We start from the raw sequence: 23,297 nt of genomic DNA on the forward strand, positions 1-23,297 counted from the left end.
TGGGGACATAAAATGGCTGTACCCATGCATCCATTTCAATTTACGTGCTCCTGTCATCGCAGAATGAGATAGGTCGTCATATGGAAATGCGCCGCCTGAGCTACTTCGTGCGGGTCGCCGAAGATGCCTCGCTGACCCGCGCGGCAGGGGTTCTCAATATCGCGCAATCGGCCCTGAGCAGGCAGATGCGCTTGCTTGAGGAGGAACTGGGCGTCGCGCTGTTCGCCAGAACGCCGCGCGGCATGCGCCTGACGAGCGAGGGCGCGCAGCTGCGAACCGCCGTTGCCGGGCCGCTGCGCGAACTGGAGCTGGCCATCCAGAACATGCGCGCGCTCCCTTCGCAGATCGACGGCAACGTGGCGCTCGGCCTGACGCCGGGGATCGCCGATCTGATTGCGCGGCCGCTGGCCGAGGAACTTCACGCGACTTTCTCGAGAGTCCGTTTCCGACTGAGCGAAGGGCCGACGGGCAGCCTGGAGGATTGGCTTCGGCGCGGGATGATCGACCTGGCCGTGCTGGAGCAGCCCTCCCAGAGCGAGCAATTGGTGGTCGATCCGCTGGCCGATCTGCCGTTCTGCCTGTTCGGCGCAAGCGCGGCCTCCGAACTCGGGTCGCAGGCGCCGGACACGCTTCTGAGCCCGGATGCGGCCTTCGCGTTCCCCCTGATCGTGCCTTCCCACCATATGGGCATGCGCCCGGCCATAGACGATGCCGCGATGCGAACGCGCGTGCAGCCCCGGATCGCGTTCGAGGCGGACTGCACCCGGCTTATCAAGGATCTGGCGCTTTCCGGAATGGGCCACGCCCTGCTGCCGCTGGCCTACATCGGCGCGCAGGACGGGAATATGCGCGTGCAACGGATCGACGATCCCCTGTTCACGCTGAGGATTTCGCTCTGCACCCGCAAGGACAGCCAGATCTTCGGCAGCAAGCGCGCGATGATCGATGCCGCCATTGCCCGAATCCTGCGCGAGAAGCTGGCGCTGGTTTAGGGCAAGGCCTGCAGCTTTCCCCGTATGGATGCTCACCGAGACGAGGGGCGCGAGATTGTCGCCCCGTCACCGCGCGGTCCCGACGCTTTCCGGACATGCAGTAAAATATGCTAATGAGAATCGGTTGCAATAACTGACCTGTCTGGCTAGAGGCCGCCCCAACAAAACAACAGGGGTCGCCCAATGCATATTACACTCGCGCGAGCGTTGCTCGCGACGGCTATGGTCGTGCCTGCCATTCCGGTGCAGGCGCAGGACCAGTCCGCCTCCGGCACGGTCGAGCAGCAGTTGCCGGCAGTCGTCGCGGACGGAGAGCGGGCCGATGAAAGCTATGTCATGGGCACCGGCGCGGAGGCCGGGACGACGCGGATCACCGAGAAGGAAATTCGCGCCCGCGCGCCGGGCTCCGGCGATGCCAACCAGCTCCTGAAAGCGTTGCCCACCGTGCAGTTCCGGCGCGACGAGTACATGGCAACGCGCGAGGATATCCAGGATATCCGTCCGTCTGACATCTCGATCTCTGGCGGGCGCTACTACGAGAACCTCATTACGCTTGACGGCATCGATGCCAATGCGCGGGTGGATATCACGGAGAACAAGGCCGCGAACTTTGCCGAACCCGTAGGCGCGTCCGCGCAGGCGCTCTGGGTCGACACCAATCTGATCGGCGAGATCACGCTTCGCGATTCCAACGTCTCGGCAGAGTACGGCCGTTTCACCGGCGGCGCGCTAGACATCAAGACCCGCGCACCGAAGCGCGAGTTCGGCTTTACCAGCACAGTGTCCTACAGTTCGGACGCGATGACCCACTTCAGGATCTCCGAGGGATCGCGCGAAAGCCTGGACGGAGAACTTCCCGCAAAGCCCTCGTTCGAGAAGTGGCGCTATGGTGCGACCGTCGACCTTCCCGTCAGCAGCGCCATCGGCCTGCTCCTGGGCTACAACCGATCGCAGTCGCGGGTCACTTATACCAAGGCGGAAGCCTACGGCAGCAAGCCTTACGGCCAGTCCAGCACCAGCGACAACTTTCTCGCCAAGGCGGATGCGGATCTTGCCGGCGACCTGAAGCTGACCGGGCAGTTCTCCTACACGCCTTACGAGAGCGAGGCCGAGGTGAACAATTCCATCGATTCGCAGATGGTGTCACACGGGGGCGGCGTGACCAGCCGGCTTGAACTGGCCAAATCGGGCGAGACCAACTGGTCGCTTTCCGCCAGCTTCTCGCACAGCGATACGAGCCGCGACGCGCCCGGCACGCTCTACAGCATTTCTTCGTGGACCGAAGTGGGCAGCGGATGTTCCACCTCCGCCAACTGCGCGATCGGCAGCTTCGGCGATATCCGGCAATGGCAGAACAATTATGCGTTGACCGGGCGCTGGTCGATGCCGCTGGGGCCGGGCCGTCTTGCCGCCGGCTTCGACTACCAGCGGATCGAGGCCATGCGCAGCCGCCTGGAGGACAATTATTCCTACCGGGGAACGACGGACCAATCGGACGCGGCGACCATCGCCTGCGCACAGCCTGACAGCCTGACTTGCACCACCGGTGAATATGCGCTGACGACCGCTTCGCTCTATCAGGCCTATCGCGCCCGCGTGAACCTGGACAGCGTGTCGGGATGGGCGGAATACACGGCCGAGATCGGCGATTTCACGCTGCGCGGCGGGCTGCGCTACGATTACGAGAGCTTCCTCGGCAATAGCAACTTTTCCCCGCGCCTTTCCGCGACGTATGCGCTGCCGTGGGACGGCTGGAGCGTGACGTTGGGCGCCAACCGCTATTACGGACGCTCCATGCTGGGTTATGCGCTGCGCGAGAAGTACCCGGACAACTACATCTATACGCGCACCGGCGTCACGAGCAGCGGGATCACCACCTATTCCGACGAAGACTGGTATCTGTCCAGCACCAGCCATACGGCCAGCTATTCGGACGGCAAGAAGAAGACGCCCTATTCGGATGAACTTTCGGCCGCACTGTCGGCACGCCTGCTGGGCGGCAGCCTGAGGATCAAGGGCATCTACCGCGAGGGGCATGACGAGTTCACCCGCTCGGCGGGTGAGAAGGTGAGCAAGACTCTCGATAACGGTAAAATCTCGACCTATACCCAGTACGTTCTCACTAACGACGGCTACAGCAAGTACCGGGGCGCGTCCTTCGAATGGACGCGCAGCTTCGGCAAGCACTCGGTCGCCTTCAATACCAACTTCTCGAAGACCACATCCACCAACGACGACTATACGGTGGAGGTGGACGACGACCTGGCGAACCTGATGGTATCGTTCCAGGGACAGGTCCTGAGCTATTCCGAGGTCATCGCCCTCAACCAGCGGCCCGACATGGCGGTGYCGTTCATGGCCAACATGACCTGGACCGCGCTCTGGCTGGACGACCGGATCACCACCAACGTCAATCTGCGTTATACGGACAAGTTCAAGCGTATCGAGGACACCGGCAGGAACGAGACCGTCGATGGCGCCAGTTACGATGTCTACGACTATGTGAAGTATCCACGCTCGATCGACGTGAACCTCAATGCGCAGGCCGAACTCGTCCGCTCCAGCTATGGCGTACTGACTGCGGACGTGGGCGTGGCGAACCTGTTCGACCGGATTCCCTCGCCGAACAGCACGGCGACCGCGCAGCCCTACCAATATGGACGCTCGTTCTGGGTCGGCCTCAACTACCGGTTCTGATCGTCTCGATGTCCGGTTTCCGCCTGCTGCCGCGTATCGTTCTGACGCTCGCGATCCTCGCGGTCGGGGGGAGTGTCGTGGGCCGCGCGCAGCAGGCGGGCGGGGAGGGAGTTCCGGCAGTGGGGGCACTGCGGGCGCTCTATGCGGGCGGTCCGGCAACATGGCCGCGCCCGCGCCTGGGGGAGGGGGCTCGCTTCACCGAGTTCGGCCCGCTTCCCCGGCTCCCCGAAGCCTCTCCGCGCGAACAGGCGCTGGCGGAGATCGGCAGGCGCATGTTCGACGATCCGGCGCTGTCGCGTTCCGGCCAGATTGCCTGCGCCTCGTGTCACAGCCCGGAACTGGGCCTGGCGGACGGGCTGCGCACCGCGTTCGGGCATGACCGGCAGCGGGGGCGGCGCAATGCCCAGTCGCTCTATGCCGCGGCCTGGATGACGCCCTTGTTCTGGGACGGCCGCGCGGCAACGCTGGAAGAGCAGGCGCTCCACCCTCTGCTCGACGGCAAGGAGATGGCGGGCAGCGCGCGCCTGATCGAACCGCGCATCAATCGCGACAAGGGCTACCGCGCCGCGTTTCGTGAATTGAATGGCCATCGCCGCGTGACCTTGCAGGACGCCGCTGCCGCGATCGCGGCGTTCGAGCGGACCTTGCGGCCCCCGCGTTCGCGTTGGAGCCGGGTAATGGAGCGGGGCGTCTCGGTGCTGACCGATCAGGAACTCGCGGGCCTGCATCTGTTTCGAACGAGGGCGGGGTGTGCTGCCTGCCACAACGGACCGCTGCTGAGTGACGGGCAGTTCCACAATCTCGGCATCAGTTTCTACGGGCGGTCTCGCGAGGATCTGGGGCGCTACGAGGTTACGCGCGATCCGGCGGATGTCGGTCGGTTCCGCACACCCTCCCTGCTGGGCGTAAGCCGCAGCGCGCCTTATATGCACAATGGTCTGTTCCCCACGCTCGAGAATGTCGTTGCGCTCTATAACGGCGGGGGCGGACGGGATCGGGCGAGGCGAATGGGCGAGGCACCCGCGCCGATACCAGACCCGCTGGTTTCGAAGCTCGGTCTGACGCGAGACGAGCAGGCCGCGCTCGCTGCCTTTCTCAGGACGCTTTAGCGTGAGCGCGTCTGGCTACGAGATAAGTGAGCGCGGGCGGCAGGATCGCAACCGGCGCGGTCCACGCGAATGGATCGGCAAAGCCGAGCAGCAGGCCGAACAGGCCGAAAACCAGCGCGGCGCCGTTCACGAGGGTCTGAAACAAGATGCGGCGGCGAAGCGGGCACAGGATGCGGGCAACATTGCCGAGCCAGAGCAGCGCCAGCAGCGCGAAACCCGCCACCAGAGCATGCTCGGGAGAATTGCCGAGCGCATGCAGCGACAGCAACTTGCCGACGAACCCGAGGCAAAGCAGCGCGTAAGCGCCATTCACGGAAAGGGCCAAGGTATCCAGCCAGCGCAATTTCATCGCAGTTTCCCGATATGCTATTGCGACACGATAGCAATAAACATAGGCGACGCGCAATGAATTCGTTTCGAATCTCGTCGCTTGCTCTGACTTGCGCCGTCCATGTGACCGTTCTCGGACTGGCGTGGATGGCGTTCGGTCCCTCCAGACAAGTGGGCGAACCCGGGCACCGGGGCGTCGTGTCGTTCCGCTCCGTGGACCTCTCCCGGCCGGACGAGACGCCGCAGGCCGAGCCCGCGCCGGATCCCCCTCGCAAGTCCCTTTCCGTGGCGAATGCGACCGATGCGCCCGCGCCGACCGTCAGGCCTGTGGTGCAGGTGGTCGCCCCGGTTTCCCCGCTGCGCCTGTCGGACGACATGGCGCCGGCACCTGCCGTTCCGCTTCTCGCGGCATCTCGGCCGCCGTCTTCGAACCCTGGGAGTGGAGTGACGGCGGGGTCGTCATCCGGCGAGGGCAAGGCAGCCGCGCAGGACCGTGCCGCGCCGCCGTCTGCGGGTAGCCGGGGCGAGGATTCCTATGCGCGCCGGGTCTTTGCATGGATCGGCCGCCACAAGGGTTACCCGGGGCGTCTGGCCCGCAAGGGCTGGGAGGGCACGGCCTTGGTGCGCCTGCTGATCGACGAGAATGGCCGCCTCGAAACGGCCGAACTGGTTGGCTCCAGCGGCCATCCGCCCCTGGACGGCCTCGCGCTGAAACAAGTGCGCGACGCAGTGCCCTATCCGCGTCCCCCCAAAGGCCTCCCGCGTGCAGGACGGCAGTTCCTTGTGCCCATGACTTATCAGCTGGAAGGATGAGCGGGCCGGTTGATTCCTGTGATTCAGCCGGACGAACTCAAACCGCGGGTTCCAGTTCGACATGGAGGTTCGCGAGGCCTCGCATGCTATAAGTGGGCTCGAAATCCAGGATGCGGTTCTCGGCGGTGCCGTGGCGATCTTCCGACAGCGATATCCAGCGCGTGTGTTCGAGGAACTTCTCGAAGATGATGCGGACCTCATAGCGCGCGAGCGGCGCTCCGGCGCAAGTATGGGCGCCGCGGCCGAAGGCCAGGTGCTGTTTGATACCCGGCCGCCCGAGCCTGAACGCGTGAGGTTCCTCCCACCGGCGTGGATCACGATTGGCGGCGGAAATGGCGATCACCACCTTGGTCCCCGGCGCGATCTCCATGTCGCCGACCCGCATGGCACGCCTGGCAAGGCGCTTGACCACTTTCGTCGAGCCTTCGAGCCTCAGCACCTCCTCGAGAAACGCCGGGATCAGGCTATGATCGTCGCGGAGTTGCTGCTGCAGGCCCGGCACGTCGACGAGATAGCGCATGGCATTGCCGATCAGCTTGGCGCTGGTGTCCTGCCCCGCTCCGAACAGGAAAGTGGCGAGACGGATCAGTTCCGGGATGTCGGGCTGGGTGCCGTCCGGATAGCGGGAGTGGGCGAACTCGGAAAGGACGTCTTCCCGGGGCGGCTGGGCCCGGCGCTCGGAAATGTAGCGGTAGAAATAGGCGGCCATATATTCGAGCGGATTGACTTCTTCGGTCTCGCGCGGCCTTGCAGCCCATTCCGCTTCCTTGCCCGGAGGCGGCGCGGCCTCCATGTTTCCGGGCGGCGGGGCAAGGTCGATGATGCGGCGAAAATCGTCCCGGTCGGCTTCCGGCACGCCGAGGATATCCGATACCACGAAAGTGACGAAGGGGCTGGCGATCGCGCCGATCAACTCGCATCCGCCCTGCGCGACGACGCCGCGAACCATGCGATCGGCGAGCGCGGTGACGTAGGCCTGGTTGGCCTTGAGGCGCGAGGGCGTGAAGAGGGCGGAGATCAAGGCCCGCGATTGGGCATGCGGCGTGCCGTCCTTGGCCACGAGGAGATCGGCAAGCGGGATGTCGCCGCGGTGCTCCTCGATCTGCCCGGAGATGTCCTCGGCGTCGGGTTCGAACGGCAGCGGCAGAAGCGGGCCGCTGACACTGATCGCGTTCGACCAGTCGGCCGCGTTGTTGAGCAGCTCGACCGCTTCCGCAAAGCCGGTGACGAGGACAAGATCGCGGTTGGCCATGCGGCATACCGGTCCCTTGGCGCGCATTTCCTCGAACCAGTCGTAAGGATCCAGCAGGACCGTGCGGTCGGTGTAGTAGTCGCGCTCCGTCGTGTTCATGATGCTCTCCCGTCAGATAGGGCCAGGGTCTCGGTCCGCACGGGGCAGGACCGCCGCCCATCGGCGCCGCTTCGAATGATTTTAGGCACATGAAGGCCGGCAAATGCCTTGACGCGGCGGGCCATTCGATGATGACGCTGATACCACCGCGTCGATGAATGAGCAGGCCGCCTTGCCGTTTCGGCGCGCCGCGTATTACCGTCAGCGTGCAACAGAGGATTGTTCGAGTGTCGATTCCAGACCGCGCCCGCGAACGCATCAGCAGACCGCACGACGCCCGCGTGACGCGCTCTCGCGAAGCGCTGAAGACAGCGCTGCTCGAACTCATAGACACCAAGCCCCTCGATCTCATCACCATCAAGGAGATCACGGCGCAGGCGAAAGTCAGCTACCCGGTGTTCTTCCGGCAATTCGCCAGCAAGGAAGACTTGCTGGCCGATGTCGCGACCGAACAGGTGCGCCATCTGCTGCGCCATTCGCAGCCCGCGTTCGAGCGCAAGGCCACCAGCTCGCTCGATGACTTGTGCCGCTACGTGAACGATCATCGCAAACTCTGGTCGACCCTGCTGACAGCCGGCGCGAACGAGAAGATGCGCGCGGAATTCTCGCGCATCGCCAACGAGATCGCGGAGAGCAGGCCCCGCGCCAACCCGGCCCTGCCGGCCGATCTCGTTACCGAACTCGTCACCAACGCCATATTCGACATATTGCGCTGGTGGCTGCGCCAGGACGAGGACTATCCCGTTGGCAATGTGGTCAAGTTGCTGGACACGCTGGTCGTGCGCGCGTTCACGCGGCCGATCGCGATCCATCTGGACTAGGCTGCCCGTCATCGGCCGGCTCAGGAGTACATGCCGCCGTTCACGTTGATCTCCTGCCCGGTCACGTATCCGGCATGGTCCGAACATAGCCAGTCGCAGGCAGAGGCAATGTCTTCGGGCATGCCGATCCGCTTCAGGGGGACGCCCTGCACCATCGCATCGATGCGCGGGTTGCTGCCGTCGACCTCGGTACGGCGGCTCAGCCCGGTATATACGATCGCAGGCGGGATCGTGTTGGCCGTAATGCCCAGTTCCGCGAATTCGCGTGCCACCGCCTTGGTCAGCGACGTGACGCCGCCTTTCGATGCCGAGTAATGCGCCATGCTGGGCGCGCCGACTTGCGCGCTCATGGACGAGATCGTGACGATCCGCCCCCACTTGGCGGCGATCATGTCGGGGATGGCCAGTTGGATGCAGTGAAACATGCCGGTGAGGTTGACGTCCAGCATGCGCTGCCATTCTGCCACGGTCATTTCGACGAAGGGCTTGTATTCCGAGATGCCGGCATTGGCGATCAGCAGTTCGATCGGTCCGAACGCCTGGCGCGTTTCGGCGACAGCCGCTTCCACCTGATCGCGATCCGCCACATCGACGGTGAAGGGACGCGTGTCGAAGCCCCCCGCATTGAGCTTGTCCGAGGCTGCCCGCACCTCATCCCCATTGCGGTCCATCATCGCCACCCGGTGCCCCTTGGCGGCAAACCACTGCGAAACACCCAGGCCGATGCCGGAAGCAGCGCCCGTCACGATTGTCACTCGTCCCATATCGAGTCCTTTTACATTATTAGGAATAACGTAAAATCCGAAACCTCGCAGGTCAATCCACGCCGGAGCGCGCGATGGGACTTCGCCCCGGCGTTGTTTCACGGTCGGGCCGGCTCGCTGATCCCGATCAATCGCAAAGCGCCTGATCTCCCCGCAGCAGCCAGTTCATCAGACAGTCCGCAGCCCGTCACGGTTGGTGCGTCCGGCGGCGGGACATTCCAGAGGGTGGCGGCATTCCGGTCATCAGCACCGGGCCGCTACCCTTCAAAGATTTAATCCAACAGCCGCCGGGCCGGAGCCGCCGCCTTTGTCGCCACTTCGATGGCCTGTCAGCGCACGGCTTTGCGACATTATCTGACTCAGGCGATATACTCAGACTAATTTTTGATTGTCGAATCGATTTGAGAGCGATAAATGAAACTCAAATAAACAGATATTCCCAATCCTACGGACCTTTAGTGGGTCGTCGGATCAGCGGAATTGGGGAAACGGGGGAGATGCCAGATGCTTAAAGTCGGACTGTATCTATCGTGCGCCTGTGCCGCATTCGCGGCGCCTGCTTATGGTCAGGACATCGCACGCGATGAGGCCAATCAAACGGATCAGAAGTCTTCGCAGCAGGATAAGGCCGATACTGCGGCTTCGGATCCTGTCTCGGCTGAGGACATCATCGTCACCGGCTTCCGGGCCAGCCTGTACAATGCGGCGCAGATCAAGCGGGAATCCGATGCGATCGTCGATGCCATCGTTGCGGAAGACATCGGCAAGCTGCCGGATAACAACGCAGCGGAATCGCTTGCGCGAATATCGGGCGTCCAGGTCAGCCGGTCCGGCGATGAAGCCAACCAGGTTCTTGTCCGCGGCCTGCCCGATGTCGCCACGACTTTCAATGGACGCGACATATTCACGGCGGAATCTCGCGGGGTGGCGCTCTGGGATTTCCCTCCGGGCGCGTTGCGCGCGCTTGAAGTCTTCAAATCCGGCACGGCCGATCTGGTCGAGCCCGGGCTGGCCGGTCTCATCAACGTCCGCACCTGGCGCCCGTTCGACTTCAAGGGCTTCGAAATCGCAGGCGCCGTTCGCGGTACTTACAACGACCAGTCGAAGAAGTACGATCCGGCCAATGCCAATCTCCAGATCACCGACCGCTGGCAGACCGGTATCGGCGAGATCGGCGCGCTCATCAACTTCGCCTATACGCAGCAACAGTTCCGTAATGCTGCCCGGTGGAACAGTGCCGACGTATTGGCGCCAGATGTCGCCAATACGGTCGAACCGGAATCGGTCGGCCGCGACTTCGTGTTTCCCGAGGCCGTCGGCGTCTTCTACAACAGCGGCATCCGCAAGCGTCCGTCGATCAATGCCTCGCTTCAGTGGAAGCCGGCGCCCAATCTTGAAATCTACGTCGACGGCCTGTGGCAGGCCTATCGCGGCCGCGACGCCAACGACTTCTTCGCGACATCGCTTCGCTTTGCCGGCGCGCAGCTCAGCAATATCGTGCTCGATCCCGACGAACCGAACAAGGTCGCAAGTCTGACCAAGACCGGAGGCTGGCGCCCGGACATCTATCGTTCGACCGTCAATGGCGACACCAACACCTACCAGGGCGCGATCGGCGCGATCTGGACGACCGGCAAGGCGACGATCTCGACCGACTTCGCTTATACCGACAGTACCTTCAAGCAGACCGAATGGAGCCTCGATTCCGCCCTGACATCGGCCCCGACGGTGGATGCGGCGTTCGACGTGAAGGGATCGGCTGCCTTCTCACTGCCTGGCTTCGATGCGACCGACCCCAGCCATTACCAGTTCCGCGGGTTCTTCGACCGCACATATGTCGGCAAAGGAAACGGCATCCAGTGGCGGGGCGACATTTCGCTCGAAACCGACATTCCGTTTCTTCCGCAGTTGCAGGTCGGCAGCCGCGTGACCACGCGCAATTCTTCGGTCCGTTCAGGTTCGCGCTATGCCTACCTCATGGACCTTGGCATCGGCATGAACGAACTCGGCCTGGGCGCCATGTCGCTGGTGGACGACAGCTTCCGGGGCGGCGTGCAGGGCTTCACGCAATGGCTTGCCCCTGAACGGTCGGCCATCCGCAGCAACATCGATGGCCTGCGAGCGATCGCCCTTGCCGGGTTGCAGCAACTCTCGGCTCTCAATCCGAATGACGCCGGGCTTGCCGACAACGTCGCGCGTTGGTCCAGCACCGACGTGCCGATCGACCCATTGGCATCGTGGGAGGCCAGCGAAAAGACATATGCCGCCTATGCCCAGGGCAAATACGCTTTCGACATCGGCGGAGTGGACGTCGGCGGCCTTGTCGGCGTGCGGATCGTCAACACCGACGGCGTCTATTCGGGCACGTCACTGGTGGACGGAGTTCAGACCCCGGAACAGAACCGGCAGAACTACGTCGACGTCCTGCCCAACGTCAGCATGCGCATTCGTCCCACCGACAAGCTTCAGGTTCGACTGGCCTATACCGAAACGCGGACCCGGCCGACTTTCGGCCAGCTCAATCCGGCGGTGAACATCACGCGCGCGCAGAACACCGGCGGCACGYCGGGGCGCTATGACGCTTTCGGGCGCGCCGGCAACCGCGATCTCGCGCCGCTGACCTCGCGCAATTACGATGGCACGATCGAATACTACTTCTCACCCCGGGCGGCGGCAGGGATCTCTGTGTTCTATCGCGATCTCGACGGCTTCATCAGCGACTATACCCGCGATGTACAGGATCCGGTCTATGGCCTGATCCAGGTCGTGCGCCCTGAAAACGCGGGTTCCGGACGTATCAAGGGCATCGAGGCCGGGTTCCACAGCTTCTTCGATTTCCTGCCGGGCTGGCTTTCCGGATTTGGCGTTCAAGCGAACGCAACTTATCTGGACGGCAAGAACCAGCTTCCCAACGCTCTAGGGCAAGACACCAAGATGGTGGCCATCCCCGGCGTGTCGAAGTGGAGCTACAACGCCGTATTGTTCTACGAGCGTGGTAAGCTTTCGACCCGCCTTTCTTACAACTATCGCTCGAAATTCACCAATTTCTATTCGCCGGATGCCAATGGAAATCTTTACGTAGGCGAAGGCACCAAGCCGATCGCACGGTTGGACTACTCCCTTTCCTACACCGTCATTCCGGCCATCACCATCACGGCGGACGTCAGCAACATCCTGGGCAAGCCGTTCAACAACTACCGGTACTTCAACCAGACCCAGACCTACCCGCGGGATATCCGATACGAGGGTCGCTATTTCGGATTGGGCACGCGCTTCCGCTTCTGAGGACTTGCAGGCGCCATTCAACCTTCCGCGCCTGCAGCCACTAACCCGTCCGGTTCAATGATCGGACGGGTTTCTTGTTTGAGCAGATGATCTTGTGTCCTTCGCATTCTGCCTTGTTCGGCCGCGCTGCGCCTGAAACGCTCAAGCGTGGGAAGCCTTTGCCCGGGATTGCGGAGGGCAAGCCGGATCCGCAGGAACTTGTCCATGCCGATCGAATTTTGCACGCATCGCGGATCGCTGCATCATTCACGATGGACTTAAGCGCTGCCTCTTCGTAGCAATTCCTGACGAGGCGGAAGCGGTTGGTCTTTGGCCGGGAGAGAGCATCGTGAGCGAGAACCAGGGCAGCGCCAGATCCGCGATCACCGTGTTATCCCCGCAGCATTTGCCATCTCCTTAGGTGTCGTGGATTTTTCCCGAGGCGGCTGATGGGCTGAAGCTGGGGCGTATTGGAGTGCGTTCGACCTTGGCGGGAAAATTCGGCTCCAAATCGTGAGTTTGGTTGGAAAGGACACATCCTGATGAATGCGACGCTTTTCCGAGGCGTGCTGGTCGGCGCGCTGGCCGGGCTCCTGTTCGGGTTCGATACGGCGGTGATCGCCGGCACCACGGAAGGCATCCGGACCGCCTTCGGTCTCGACGCCACCGGCGTCGGGGTAACCGTCTCCAGCGCGCTCTGGGGCACGCTTGCGGGCGCGCTGCTCGCAGGCATTCCGGGGGACCGCTACGGTGCACGCGCGTCGTTGTCGGTGATCGCGCTGCTTTACCTGGTGTCCGGGATCGGCTGCCTGCTGGCGGTGAACTGGCCGATGCTGCTCATCATGCGGGTGCTGGCGGGCTTTGCGGTGGGCGCGTCGTCGGTACTGGCGCCGGTCTACATCGCCGAGATCGCCCCGGCCGAGCGGCGCGGCATGATGGTGGGCGCGTTCCAGCTCAATGTCGTGCTGGGCATTCTGGTCGCCTATCTCAGCAACTATTTCGTATCGGGCCTTCATCTCGGCGCGCTCGACTGGCACGTCAAGTTCGGCGTCACCGCGCTTCCGGCCGTGCTGTTGCTGGTGATGATGCGAACCATCCCCGACAGCCCGCGCTGGCTCTTCGCCAAGGGCCGCGAGGCGGAGGCCGCCGCCGTGCTCGGCAAGCTGGGCAATGCCGATGTGGCGGGCGAGATGGCCGTCTGGCGCCGGGCGGAGGAGCAAAGCCACGCCCCGCGGCTCAGCTGGAAGCGCCACCACCGGCCGATGCTGCTGGCGATCGCCATTGCCGCGTTCAACCAGCTCTCCGGCATCAACGCGATCCTCTATTACCTCAACGACATCTTCGCTGCCGCCGGCTTCACGGGTGTTTCGGCGGACCGGCAGGCCATCGTCATCGGCGCCTGCAACCTGCTGTTCACCGGGCTGGCGCTCACCGTGATCGACCGGATCGGCCGCAAGACCCTGCTGTTGATCGGTTCCGTGGGATTGACGGCCGCGCTGGCAGGGGTGGCGACGATTTTCGGCAGTGGCACCCATCAGGGCTGGCTGCTCTATTTGCTGATCGGCTTCATCGCCTTCTTCGCTTTCTCGCAAGGCGCGGTGATCTGGGTCTATATCAGCGAGATCTTCCCTACCGACGTGCGCGCACGCGGTCAGAGCCTCGGCTCCTCGGTCCACTGGTTCATGGATGCGGTGATCGCCTTCGGCTTCCCGCTCGCTGCCGCGCATGCCCGCGCCCTGCCGTTCTGGCTGTTCGGCGCGATGATGGCGCTGCAGTTCGTGGTGGTGCTGGCCTTCTTCCCGGAGACCAAGCGCAGATCGCTGGAAGCTATCGGCGAGGCCATGTAAGGCAGGATCCGTCCGGGACTGGCTGTCCTCCCCGCGCATTCGCAGGGACCGCCGAGCAATCGGGATTGCCATCGTCACGGCCGAATTGACCCCGCCGCCCATCGCGGCGGGGTTTCGCATGTCGGGCCTCTCGTGCATCCTTTCGGGCGATCACGGGCCCCGGCTGATCGGGCAAGGCATGGAGAGCATCATTCACAAGCAGCCATCGGACGCGCCCACCGCTTCGGAACGGGCGGCGAAACAGGGCGAAGCTTCGGGCGGCCGTCGGCGGCTGTCGCAGGCGCGGGCCGAGGCCACGCGGTCGCGCATCCTGCATTGCGCGCGCCAGGTTTTCGCCGCGCACGGATTTGCCGCGGCCAATGTGCGCGACATCGCGCGGGCCGCCGGCACGACCCATTCGATGATCACCTACCACTTCGGCAGCAAGGACGAACTCTGGCGCGAGGCCGTGCGCGACATGTTCGCCCTGCTCCAGCGTCAGGTCATCGACCCGGTGGAAGCCGAGGCGGAACTCGATTTCGAACAGCGGTTCCGCAAGCTGGTCCACCTCTACACCCGCTACAGTGCCGAGCATCCGGAGCATGCCCGCATCACCGTTTCCGAAACGATCGCGGGCGGCGAAAGGCTGGAGTGGATGGTGCGGGAGTTCGTCAGCGCCAACCAGGCCGCCACGACCGGAAATCTGACGCAACTGCTGGACCGCGGCCTGGTGCCGGACATGCCGCTGCCCTCGCTGCTCTACGCGATGGTCGGCATGATCCAGCTGCCTTTCATGCTGCAGAAGGAGGCGCAGCTCGCGATGGGTTACGACTTCATGACGGACGAGGCCGTGGAAGCCCATGCCGAGGCCGTGGTCAGGCTTCTGACGGGCTCGGTTCACGGCCCCGCGACAAGGAAATCTCCGAGCTGATCCTTTGACCGGCGGCGCGGCGCAACAAGCCGCTTGACGCGGCTGGCGTTCGCCCGCATCTCTTTTCGTCCAGATGGACGAAAACAGGGGAGGGGGTTTGTGATGTCGCGATCGGCTGATCTTTCGGCGCGCTTGTCCGCCTTCACCGATGGTTTCGAGACACGCCATGGCGGCGTTCGTCCTGCCATCCGGGCCGACCACCGCCGCTTGAAATCAGGATCGCCGACATGACCCTTCGCCATTCGTTTCTTCTCGCCGGCGCGGTTGCCGCGTCCACGGCCATGCCGGCTGCCGCGCAGGATCGCGGCGCGGCGGCTTCCGCGCGCGCGGAACGGACGCTTGAGGCGATGACGCCGGAAGAGAAGACCGTGCTCACGGCGGGCATCATGCCCATCAAGCTGACGCCGACTTCGCCCGAGCCGCCGGCCGAAGCGGTTCCCGGCGCGGGCTATATCACCGGCATTCCCCGGCTCGGCGTGCCCGCGCTTCTGGAAACCGACGCCAGCCTGGGTGTGTCCTATGTGTTCGGCCTTCGCAAGGACGGCGCCACGGCGCTGCCTTCGGGCCTGGCGCAGGCGGCCACCTGGAACCCCGAACTGACCGAGCAGGGCGGCCGGATGATCGGCGCGGAGGCCCGCGCCAAAGGCTTCAACGTGCTGCTGGCGGGCGGCGTGAACCTGATGCGCGATCCGCGCAACGGTCGCAATTTCGAATATTTCGGCGAGGATCCGCTCCTGGCCGGTACTCTGGCCGGCCATGCCATTCGCGGCGTGCAATCGAACCACATCATCGCGACCATCAAGCACTTCGCGCTCAACGGGCAGGAAACCGCGCGCAAGGAAGTCGACAGCGTCATCTCTCCGGCGAATGCCCACGAAAGCGACCTTCTGGCGTTCAAGATCGGCATCGAGATCGGCAATCCCGGCGCGGTGATGTGCGCTTACAACAAGGTCAACGGCCATTCGGCCTGCGACAACGACTGGCTGCTCAACAAGGTTCTCAAGCAGGCCTGGGGCTACAAGGGCTTCGTCATGTCGGACTGGGGCGCGGTGCCTTCGCTCGGCACGGCGCTGAACGGACTGGACCAGCAGTCCGGCTCGGAGCTGGACAAGGACGTGTTCTTCGCCGCGAAGCTGGGCGCTGCGGCGAAGGCGGACCCGGCCTATGCCCGGCGGCTGGATGACATGAACCGGCGGATCCTCTGGGCCGTCTACGACAACGGCCTGGTCGAAAATCCGGTGAAGCCGGGCGGTGCCATCGATTTCAAGGCGCACGGCGACGTTGCCGAGGCCGTGGCGCGGCAGGGCATCGTGCTGCTGCGCAACGCGCGCGGCGTGCTGCCGCTGGCGGCTTCGGCCAAGCGCATCGCCGTGATCGGCGGCTATGCGAACAGCGGCGTTCTGTCCGGCGCGGGCTCCAGCCAGGTGCAGGGCGAGGGCGGCGCCGCCGTGAACGTGCCGCAGGGGGGCGAGGACGATTTCTCGCCCTTCCTGTTCGAAGCCTATCATCGGTCGGTGCCGATCAAGGCCATCCGCGCCGCCGCGCCTCAGGCCCAGGTGAACTATCGCAGCGGCCGCTACATCTCAGAAGCCGTGACTCAGGCCAAGGCGGCGGACATCGCCATCGTGTTCGCCACGCAGTGGTCCAGCGAGGGCTTCGACCAGCCCGACCTGTCGCTGCCCAACGGCCAGGATGCCCTGATCGCCGCGGTCGCCGCGGCCAATCCCAACACCATCGTCGTGCTGGAAACCGGCGGGCCGGTGCTGATGCCCTGGCTGGACAAGACGGCGGCGGTGCTGGAAGCCTGGTACCCCGGGGCAAGGGGCGCGGAAGCGATTGCCGCGGTGCTGTTCGGCCAGGCCAATCCTTCGGGCAAGCTGCCGATCACGTTCCCCACCGGCATCGACCAGTTGCCGCGCGCCACGATCGAGGGCTTCGATACGGTCGAGCCGGACTTTGCCGGAGCGCCCGACGTGCACGGGCAGAGGCTGGTGGCGGACTACAATATCGAAGGCGCGAATCTCGGTTATCGCTGGAACGCGGGCAAGGGCCAGAAGGCGCTGTTCCCCTTCGGCTACGGCCTCAGCTACACCCGGTTTGCGGCTGACGCGCTGAAGACCGACGGCGCGAAGGCGACGGCCCGTGTCACGAACACCGGCAAGCGCGCCGGCGCCACGGTGGCGCAGCTCTACCTGGTATCCCGCGCGGGCAAGCCGGTGCAGCGTCTGGTCGGCTTCCAGCGCGTGGAACTGGCTGCGGGGCAGGGCAAGGCAGTGGCCATGACCATCGACCCGCGTCTGCTCGCCGACTGGCGCGAGGGCAGCTGGGTGCTCGCTCCCGGCGATTACGGCTTCGCGCTGGGTGAGGATGCCGAACATCTCGGCCCGGTAACGACGGCGCGCCTCAAGGGCCGGACCTGGAAGGACTGATCCCGGCCAGCCGGCCCCGTCCATGAAAAAGCGGCCTGGATGTGCATCCAGGCCGCTTTTCCCATTTGCTTGCGGGCAGGCAGCGAAGGCGGCTTACGCCGCCCCCTATGGTCCCGGGGTTCAGCCGGCGGCCTTCTGCGCCGATACCCAGTTGTCGACCACGCGTTCCAGGACCGTCAGCGGCATGCCGCCGCCGGCCAGGGCGGTGTCGTGGAAGCCGCGAATGTCGAAGCGGCTGCCGAGCGCCGTGCGCGCCTTTTCCCGCAGGCGGACCCATTCGTTGTGCCCGACCTTGTAGGCACAGGCCTGTCCCGGCCATGAGCAATAGCGCTCCACTTCCGAGGTCGCCCCGCCTTCGGCGCGGCCGGTATTGTCGATGAAGTAACGGATGGCCTGTTCACGGCTCCAGCCCTTGGAATGGATGCCGGTATCGACCACCAGTCGCACTGCGCGGAACAGCAGGCTCTGGTAGAAGCCGACGCGGCCGAGGGCGTCGTTGTCGTAGGCGCCCAGTTCGTCCGCCAGTTGTTCGGCATAGAGGCCCCAGCCTTCCGCGTAGCTGGAGAAGAACATGAGGTTCATCAGCTTGGGTGCGGCGGGGCTTTCCTGCTGCAGGGCGATCTGCAGGTGATGGCCCGGAATGGCCTCGTGATAGGTTAGGGTGGGCAGGCCGAACTTGGGCCAGTTGGCCGTGTCGGTCAGGTTGATCCAGTAGATCCCCGGGCGCGTGCCGTCGAGGCTGGGCGAATTGTAATACCCCTGCGAGGCGCCTTCCTGGATCTCCGGCGGCACACGCTTGATCTGCACGCCGGACTTGGGCAGGCGGCCGAAAGCCTTGGGAAGCAGGGTCTGCATCGCCGCCATCTGTTCGTTGAGATGGGCGACGAGTTCGACTTTGGCGGCGTCGGTGTTGGGATAGACATTGGCCGGGTTCGCGATCAGCGAGGCCATGCGTTCGCCCACCGTGCCTTGCGACATGCCCTGCTTCTTCAGCATTTCGTCCGAACGCGCGGTCAGGTCCGCCACCTGCTCCAGGCCGATGCGATGGATTTCGTCGGCAGTCATGCGGGTGGTGGTGATGTAGTTCAGGCTATTGGCGTAATACTGCGCGCCCTGGGGCAGGCGCGATACCGAAGCCTCGTGGCCGGCCTTGGGCAGAGCAGCCTTCAGGGCGTCGTTCTGGCGCTGGAGGGCGGGATAGACCCGCTCGGCAACCAGCTTCTCCACCCGCGCGCCCCATTCGCCGGGGATCGACTGTTCGTGCGTGCGCCGCACGATCGACTGGACGAGCGTGGATTCTCCGGGTTTCGTGCCCAGCATGCCCGCCTGCAATCCGATGGTCTTCTTCAGGATGAAGTCGGGCGGGATCACGCCGCGGCCGAAGTCTTCGCTCATCCGGTCGGTTTCGGCGGCAAGGACATCCGCGAAGTCTCCGACGCGGGACACATAGGCTTCGGCATCGGCCGCAGTCTTGATGGTGTGCTGGTTGTCGAGGAAGTCGCCGGTGTTGAGATAGGCGCCGCCGCCCTGGCTGACGCGGTAGACCTGCGGCCATCCGCCCTGCCCATAGGGGATGGCGTAAGTCTTGATGATGGCATCGAGGTTCGCCGCGACGGTGTCGTAATAGATGGCGTCCTGCGCCGTCATCGAGGCGCGGTTCAGAGTGCCCAGTTCGGCGCGTGCCGCGCGGACGCGGGCGCGGTCCTTCTCCTCCTGCTCCAGCGTAGGCACGGTGAGGCGGGACTTCAGCGCGGCGCGGGCCCCGGTATCCAGCCCCAGCTGCGTCGCGGTTTCCGGCGAGGCATCGACCTGGGCTTCGAAATACTTGTCCATGAAGGCGGCCAGGGCGGGATCGGCCGAACCGGCAGCGGCGCCCTTGGGCGCGGATATGCGGGCAAATGCCGGACCGGCGGCGGCGAGTGCGGCCCCCGCGGACGCGGTGGCAAGGAAATGGCGACGGTCGATCATGGCGGCTCCCGCTTTGTTGCGGCGGAAGCCTACGCCACTTGCCCGCACGAATGCAATTGAAGCCACGCCGAAGATTTCCATTGCCTCATCGGTTCGGGCCGGTGCGCCCCTATCCTTTCGAGGAGCGCATGGGGCGGCGATGCGTTGGGAAGGTTTGGTCATTCGAGGAGCCATCATGTCGAAAACCGTTGCCGAACTTCTGGTCGATACGCTTGCACAGCTTGGCGTGGAACATGTTTTCGGGGTGGTCGGCGATGCCCTCAATCCGTTCACTCACGCACTCGATGCCGATGACCGGGTGGAATGGATCGGCGTGCGGCATGAGGAAGGCGGCGCGCTTTCGGCCGCCGGGCAGGCCAAGCTGACCGGGCGGCTCGGCGTGTGCTGCAGCACCACCGGTCCCGGCGGCAATCACCTCGTCGCCGGACTGTACGAGGCGCGCAAGGACCATGCGCCGGTGCTGGCGATCACCGGCGGCGTGCCGGCGGAGAAGCGCGGCACGGACTATCTGCAGGAAGACGATCCGGCGCTGCTGTTCCGGGACGTGTCGGTCTACAGCCAGGTCATATCTGCCGCGGAACAGGCGCCGGCGGTGATCCGAGAGGCGATCGCGGCGGCTTATGCCGAGCGCGGTGTGGCGCATATCAACGTGCCGCCGGATGTCTTCTCCGCGGCCGTGCCGGGACCGGTGCAAAGCCTGGCCACCCTGCGCCCCCGCCCCCAGATCGCGCCGGCACCCGCCGACATTGCCGAAGCCGCGCGCCTGATCGGCGAGGCGAAGACCGTCGCGGTGTTCTGCGGCAACGGCTGTCACGGCGCTGCGGCCGAGCTGGAGCAACTCTCGGAACGGCTGAAGGCGCCGCTCATGCACACCTTCCGCGGCAAGGACATCCTGCCGTTCGATCACCCGCACTGGATCGGCGGCGTGGGGCTGATCGGCTCCCGCGCCGGTGTGGACGCCATCAACGAGGCCGACCTGCTGATCATGCTGGGCACGCACTATCCTTATTCCGAGTTCCTGCCCGGCCACGGCCATGTGATCCAGATCGACGAACGCGCGCTTGCGCTGGGGCGCCGGGCTCCGGTGGCGCTCGGCATTGTCGGATCGGTTCGCCCCGCGCTGACGATGCTGCTGGAACAGCTTCCCGCGCGAACGGACACGGCGTTCCTGGCCAAGGCGCAGGCCGCGCGGGCGGATTGGAACACCATGCTCGACAAGCGTGCGGACACGGCGCGGACGCCGGGCAAGTTGCATCCCCCGGCGGTGGCACGCGCCGTGAGCGACCACGCCGCGGATGATGCGATCATCGTCACCGATACCGGGGAGGTTACGCTATGGGCCGCGAACTGGTGGCGCCAGAGCGGGCGGCAGCGGGGCACCGGCTCGTTCAACAATGCAGCGGTCGGCACCGGGCTGGGCCTCGCCAACGGGGCGCAGTTGCTCGATCGCGGGCGGCAGGTGATCGCCCATGTCGGCGACGGCGGCATGACCATGCTGCTCGGGGAGTTCATGACCAGCGTAGAGCACGACTTGCCGGTGAAGATCGTGGTCTATGACAATGCCCAGTGGGGCCTCGTCCATCTCGAAATGGAGGCGGCCGCGCTCCCGGCCGCGAAAGGAACCACTTTCCCCAACGTCGATTTCGCCCTGTTCGCGCGGGCCTGCGGCGCGCAGGGCTTCACCGTCAGCGACCCGGCGCGGCTCGACGCGACGATGGCGCAGTTCCTGGCGGCGCCGGGGCCGGCCATCCTCCACGCCATCGTCGATCCCGACGAGTTGCCGACGATGCCGCACATAGAACCCGCCCAGGTCATGCGCTTCGGCATCGCAAAAGTGCGGGAGGCCTGGCGGGGGCTGCGCAAGACCGGCACCTGATCCGGGTTCAGGGCGTCACTCGAACTCGCTGCCGACCGGCTGGCCATCCACGAAGACCTGGCGGCGCGTGACCTTGCGGATCTCGACGCGTCCGGCCTTGAGCGCGGTTTCGAGGCGCTCGACGGCCTCCTGGCCGGTGACGTTGGGCCGCCCCGGTGCGGGGTTCCAAGTGCCGTTCTCGCCCTTCCAGAGGAAGCTCCGGTCGTTGGTAACGATCACGGCCTCGTCGCTGTCCTTCTCGAAGAGAACGGTACAGGCGCCGGAGAATCCGCAGGCATTGTAGCCCTGGAGCTGGCCGTGAAGCGCCTTGGGCAGCACCGTGCCGCGTGGCAGCACCAGCAGGCGCGCGGGGTCGATGGGCGTCTGCCGAGGTTCGATCGAGACCGGGTCGAGCGACCAGCGGTTCTTGGCATCCCGCGCCTTCTTCGCAGCGGCGCGGATTTCCGGCGTGCGGCCGGTTTCGGCGAGGCGGCGGGTGGCAGCTTCACCGGCGCGGCCGAAGTCGAAGCGCATGGCGCGCCAGTCGAACCTGGCCAGCGGTGTCCGTCCGCTCTGCAGCCGGGCGAGTTGGTCGCGCGTGGACAGGGCGCCGAAATTGACCAACGGCGTGGAGAGTACCAGCGCCACGAGGCAGAGCCCGGCCGCCAGGCGCAAGTTGGCCGTGCGCAAGTGCGGTGCCGCGCGGATGCGCCAGCGCACGAGGACGACGAGATAGGCCAGGCCATAGGCGCAGGCGATGGCCGTGAAGACCACGGCCCAGAGCCGGTCCGGCGTCAGGCCATATTGCTGGATGCGCAGGCCGGTGGAGATCGCGGCAATCGCGCCGAGCGGCAGCATGGCAATGCCGAGCGCGGCCACGCTGCCGCGCAGCAGGGGACTGCGCGCCTCGTGTGGTGCCTCGTCCCCGATCACGGCATTGGCCAGGGAGAGTGCGCCGATCACGCAGCCGAGCAGGATCGGGCTGGTCGAACGGGTCGCGTCCCACAGCGGCGCGAGGCCGGTGAAGGGGATCGCCGCCAGGAAAACGACCAGGCCAAGCGCGAGCACCGGCGCCAGCACGGACAGGATCGTCGTCACCACGCGCTGCAGCAGGCGCAGGATGCCGTCACGCTCGCGCAGGAGGCCGATCCCGGCGCCGAGTGCGGCGCCTGTGAGCAGGAGCGCTGCCCAATCCTTTGCCAGCAGGTCCTTGAGCAGGCTGATGCCGATCAGGCGGAACAGTTCGGACAGCAGCAGCACCATCGCCCAGACCACGCCGACGAAGACCCATGCCGCGCACCACAGCACCACATTGGTCCACGCGTGGCCATGCGCTTCCGGATAGGGAATGGTGATCGACCGGGGGCGTCCCCGCTGCCCATCCGCTGACGAGCCCGGCATCAGGCGCGCGTCCCGCCAGGCCTGGAAGAGAGGCGCGGCGATCACCACGGCCAGCACGGCGCAGACGATCCGCCAGGGCTCTTCGCCATGTTGACTGCCGAAAGGGCCGTTCCAATAGATCGTCAGCGCGACCACCGCTCCGCCGATCGCGGCACAGGCGGCGCTCCAGTGGATACGCGTGCGCTCCACGAGGAAACCGAAGATCAGCGACCCGATGCCCAGGAACGTGGCCAAGGCCACGCGGGTCTGCATCAGGTCGAAATCGCCGTGATGCTTGTCCGGGCGGACGATCCAGTAGATCGCCAGGCCCACCACTGCCCCCAGCAGGGCAAGGCCCCAGGATCGCAGCGGCCATTCGCCCGCCTCGGCTTCGGGAGAGGCGGCCGCATGTTGCGGGATCGCGGAATCTTGGGGGCTGTTCATCGCTGTCCTCTCGCGAAGGTCAATTGACGGTGCTCGGGAAGGTCTCCCAGGCCCTCGCCCGTTCGTTGCGCCTGGCTGGCCGAGGCAGAGACGGCCAGCGACCTTGCGGAGGCCGCAAGACCGCAAAGGGCTTTGCGGCCCGTCCGAACGGGGAAACGGGACATGCGGCATTCCTCGATCTGCTGCTTGTCACGAGAGTTATCGCAAAATTAAGCGGCGTTCAATATCTTATTATACGCTGTGTATTTCGGAGCACGAGAGTGCATTCGCTATAGGGGAATGCTCGAAACCTATCGGCGCGAACTTGCCGCGCTGTCGGCTGA

At 65.0% G+C, this 23,297-nt stretch carries 16 protein-coding genes; 10 read left to right on the forward strand and 6 right to left on the reverse strand.

What is annotated here, in order from left to right; translation table 11 throughout:
- The first annotated feature begins 80 nt into the window (after positions 1 to 80).
- From AB4Z00_RS11655 to AB4Z00_RS11665, 3 genes are all read left to right on the forward strand, one after another.
- The gene (locus tag AB4Z00_RS11655; RefSeq protein WP_442046053.1) at positions 81 to 992 is read left to right on the forward strand and encodes a LysR family transcriptional regulator; all 912 of its coding nucleotides are present in this window, start codon (positions 81 to 83) and stop codon (positions 990 to 992) included.
- A 183-nt stretch (positions 993 to 1,175) separates the two neighbouring features.
- Positions 1,176 to 3,689: a TonB-dependent receptor plug domain-containing protein gene (locus AB4Z00_RS11660; RefSeq protein WP_442046054.1), complete on the forward strand. Its 2,514-nt coding sequence runs from the start codon at positions 1,176 to 1,178 to the stop codon at positions 3,687 to 3,689.
- 8 nt (positions 3,690 to 3,697) lie between these two features.
- Positions 3,698 to 4,798 (forward strand): cytochrome-c peroxidase, encoded by a 1,101-nt coding sequence (locus AB4Z00_RS11665; protein WP_442046055.1) that lies wholly within the window; start codon positions 3,698 to 3,700, stop codon positions 4,796 to 4,798.
- On the opposite strand, the gene AB4Z00_RS11670 is transcribed toward AB4Z00_RS11665, so the two are convergent.
- On the reverse strand, positions 4,785 to 5,147 hold the full coding sequence (locus AB4Z00_RS11670) for a hypothetical protein (RefSeq protein ID WP_442046056.1): 363 nt from the start codon (positions 5,145 to 5,147) through the stop codon (positions 4,785 to 4,787). The genes AB4Z00_RS11665 and AB4Z00_RS11670 overlap by 14 nt on opposite strands.
- 56 nt (positions 5,148 to 5,203) lie before the next feature.
- Here AB4Z00_RS11670 and AB4Z00_RS11675 point away from each other — a divergent pair, with 56 nt between their 5' ends.
- Positions 5,204 to 5,941 carry an energy transducer TonB gene (locus AB4Z00_RS11675; protein WP_442046057.1) on the forward strand — a complete coding sequence of 246 codons (738 nt, stop codon included), beginning with the start codon at positions 5,204 to 5,206 and terminating at the stop codon, positions 5,939 to 5,941.
- A 37-nt stretch (positions 5,942 to 5,978) separates the two neighbouring features.
- Here the strand turns inward: AB4Z00_RS11675 and AB4Z00_RS11680 are convergent, their stop codons facing one another.
- Positions 5,979 to 7,292 carry a cytochrome P450 gene (locus AB4Z00_RS11680; RefSeq protein ID WP_442046058.1) on the reverse strand — a complete coding sequence of 438 codons (1,314 nt, stop codon included), beginning with the start codon at positions 7,290 to 7,292 and terminating at the stop codon, positions 5,979 to 5,981.
- 227 nt (positions 7,293 to 7,519) lie between these two features.
- Here AB4Z00_RS11680 and AB4Z00_RS11685 point away from each other — a divergent pair, with 227 nt between their 5' ends.
- A complete protein-coding gene (locus AB4Z00_RS11685; protein ID WP_165921425.1) occupies positions 7,520 to 8,113 on the forward strand; it encodes a TetR/AcrR family transcriptional regulator in 594 nt (197 codons plus the stop codon).
- Between the two features lie 20 nt (positions 8,114 to 8,133).
- Here AB4Z00_RS11685 and AB4Z00_RS11690 read toward each other — a convergent pair whose 3' ends face one another.
- The gene (locus AB4Z00_RS11690; RefSeq protein WP_442046059.1) at positions 8,134 to 8,877 is read right to left on the reverse strand and encodes an SDR family NAD(P)-dependent oxidoreductase; all 744 of its coding nucleotides are present in this window, start codon (positions 8,875 to 8,877) and stop codon (positions 8,134 to 8,136) included.
- A gap of 504 nt (positions 8,878 to 9,381) precedes the next feature.
- On the opposite strand from AB4Z00_RS11690, the gene AB4Z00_RS11695 reads away from it, so the two are divergent.
- Complete coding sequence (locus AB4Z00_RS11695; RefSeq protein WP_442046060.1) at positions 9,382 to 12,162, forward strand: TonB-dependent receptor; 2,781 nt, start codon at positions 9,382 to 9,384, stop codon at positions 12,160 to 12,162.
- Positions 12,163 to 12,179: 17 nt separating this feature from the next.
- Here the strand turns inward: AB4Z00_RS11695 and AB4Z00_RS11700 are convergent, their stop codons facing one another.
- Positions 12,180 to 12,368, reverse strand: coding sequence for a hypothetical protein (locus AB4Z00_RS11700; RefSeq protein ID WP_442046061.1), 189 nt, complete (start codon positions 12,366 to 12,368; stop codon positions 12,180 to 12,182).
- Positions 12,369 to 12,683: 315 nt separating this feature from the next.
- Between AB4Z00_RS11700 and AB4Z00_RS11705 the strand changes: the two genes are divergently transcribed.
- The 3 genes from AB4Z00_RS11705 to AB4Z00_RS11715 all read left to right on the forward strand — a co-directional run bounded on the left by AB4Z00_RS11705 (position 12,684) and on the right by AB4Z00_RS11715 (position 17,327).
- Positions 12,684 to 13,988: a sugar porter family MFS transporter gene (locus AB4Z00_RS11705; RefSeq protein WP_442046062.1), complete on the forward strand. Its 1,305-nt coding sequence runs from the start codon at positions 12,684 to 12,686 to the stop codon at positions 13,986 to 13,988.
- A 118-nt stretch (positions 13,989 to 14,106) separates the two neighbouring features.
- Complete coding sequence (locus AB4Z00_RS11710; RefSeq protein WP_442046063.1) at positions 14,107 to 14,898, forward strand: TetR/AcrR family transcriptional regulator; 792 nt, start codon at positions 14,107 to 14,109, stop codon at positions 14,896 to 14,898.
- Between the two features lie 227 nt (positions 14,899 to 15,125).
- Positions 15,126 to 17,327 (forward strand): glycoside hydrolase family 3 C-terminal domain-containing protein, encoded by a 2,202-nt coding sequence (locus tag AB4Z00_RS11715; RefSeq protein WP_442046064.1) that lies wholly within the window; start codon positions 15,126 to 15,128, stop codon positions 17,325 to 17,327.
- A 120-nt stretch (positions 17,328 to 17,447) separates the two neighbouring features.
- Here the strand turns inward: AB4Z00_RS11715 and AB4Z00_RS11720 are convergent, their stop codons facing one another.
- Positions 17,448 to 19,295 (reverse strand): DUF885 domain-containing protein, encoded by a 1,848-nt coding sequence (locus AB4Z00_RS11720; RefSeq protein ID WP_442046065.1) that lies wholly within the window; start codon positions 19,293 to 19,295, stop codon positions 17,448 to 17,450.
- A 175-nt stretch (positions 19,296 to 19,470) separates the two neighbouring features.
- Here AB4Z00_RS11720 and AB4Z00_RS11725 point away from each other — a divergent pair, with 175 nt between their 5' ends.
- Positions 19,471 to 21,171, forward strand: a complete 1,701-nt coding sequence (locus tag AB4Z00_RS11725) for a thiamine pyrophosphate-binding protein (RefSeq protein WP_442046066.1) — start codon at positions 19,471 to 19,473, stop codon at positions 21,169 to 21,171.
- A gap of 15 nt (positions 21,172 to 21,186) precedes the next feature.
- On the opposite strand, the gene AB4Z00_RS11730 is transcribed toward AB4Z00_RS11725, so the two are convergent.
- Positions 21,187 to 22,974 carry a DUF4153 domain-containing protein gene (locus tag AB4Z00_RS11730; protein WP_442046067.1) on the reverse strand — a complete coding sequence of 596 codons (1,788 nt, stop codon included), beginning with the start codon at positions 22,972 to 22,974 and terminating at the stop codon, positions 21,187 to 21,189.
- Positions 22,975 to 23,297: the final 323 nt, after the last annotated feature.

The sequence above is a fragment of the Novosphingobium sp. YAF33 genome, from assembly GCF_052113265.1.
In the GTDB taxonomy this organism is placed as follows: Bacteria; Pseudomonadota; Alphaproteobacteria; order Sphingomonadales; family Sphingomonadaceae; genus Novosphingobium.

Bases quoted from the DNA above. Each gene is read 5' to 3' on its own strand.
- AB4Z00_RS11710 (WP_442046063.1), top strand. From the start codon at position 14,107: ATGTCGGGCCTCTCGTGCATCCTTTCGGGCGATCACGGGCCCCGGCTG.
- AB4Z00_RS11655 (WP_442046053.1), top strand. From the start codon at position 81: ATGGAAATGCGCCGCCTGAGCTACTTCGTGCGGGTCGCCGAAGATGCC.
- AB4Z00_RS11730 (WP_442046067.1), bottom strand. From the start codon at position 22,974: ATGAACAGCCCCCAAGATTCCGCGATCCCGCAACATGCGGCCGCCTCT.
- AB4Z00_RS11680 (WP_442046058.1), bottom strand. From the start codon at position 7,292: ATGAACACGACGGAGCGCGACTACTACACCGACCGCACGGTCCTGCTG.
- AB4Z00_RS11675 (WP_442046057.1), top strand. From the start codon at position 5,204: ATGAATTCGTTTCGAATCTCGTCGCTTGCTCTGACTTGCGCCGTCCAT.
- AB4Z00_RS11690 (WP_442046059.1), bottom strand. From the start codon at position 8,877: ATGGGACGAGTGACAATCGTGACGGGCGCTGCTTCCGGCATCGGCCTG.
- AB4Z00_RS11670 (WP_442046056.1), bottom strand. From the start codon at position 5,147: ATGAAATTGCGCTGGCTGGATACCTTGGCCCTTTCCGTGAATGGCGCT.
- AB4Z00_RS11665 (WP_442046055.1), top strand. From the start codon at position 3,698: ATGTCCGGTTTCCGCCTGCTGCCGCGTATCGTTCTGACGCTCGCGATC.
- AB4Z00_RS11700 (WP_442046061.1), bottom strand. From the start codon at position 12,368: ATGGACAAGTTCCTGCGGATCCGGCTTGCCCTCCGCAATCCCGGGCAA.
- AB4Z00_RS11720 (WP_442046065.1), bottom strand. From the start codon at position 19,295: ATGATCGACCGTCGCCATTTCCTTGCCACCGCGTCCGCGGGGGCCGCA.
- AB4Z00_RS11705 (WP_442046062.1), top strand. From the start codon at position 12,684: ATGAATGCGACGCTTTTCCGAGGCGTGCTGGTCGGCGCGCTGGCCGGG.
- AB4Z00_RS11715 (WP_442046064.1), top strand. From the start codon at position 15,126: ATGACCCTTCGCCATTCGTTTCTTCTCGCCGGCGCGGTTGCCGCGTCC.
- AB4Z00_RS11725 (WP_442046066.1), top strand. From the start codon at position 19,471: ATGTCGAAAACCGTTGCCGAACTTCTGGTCGATACGCTTGCACAGCTT.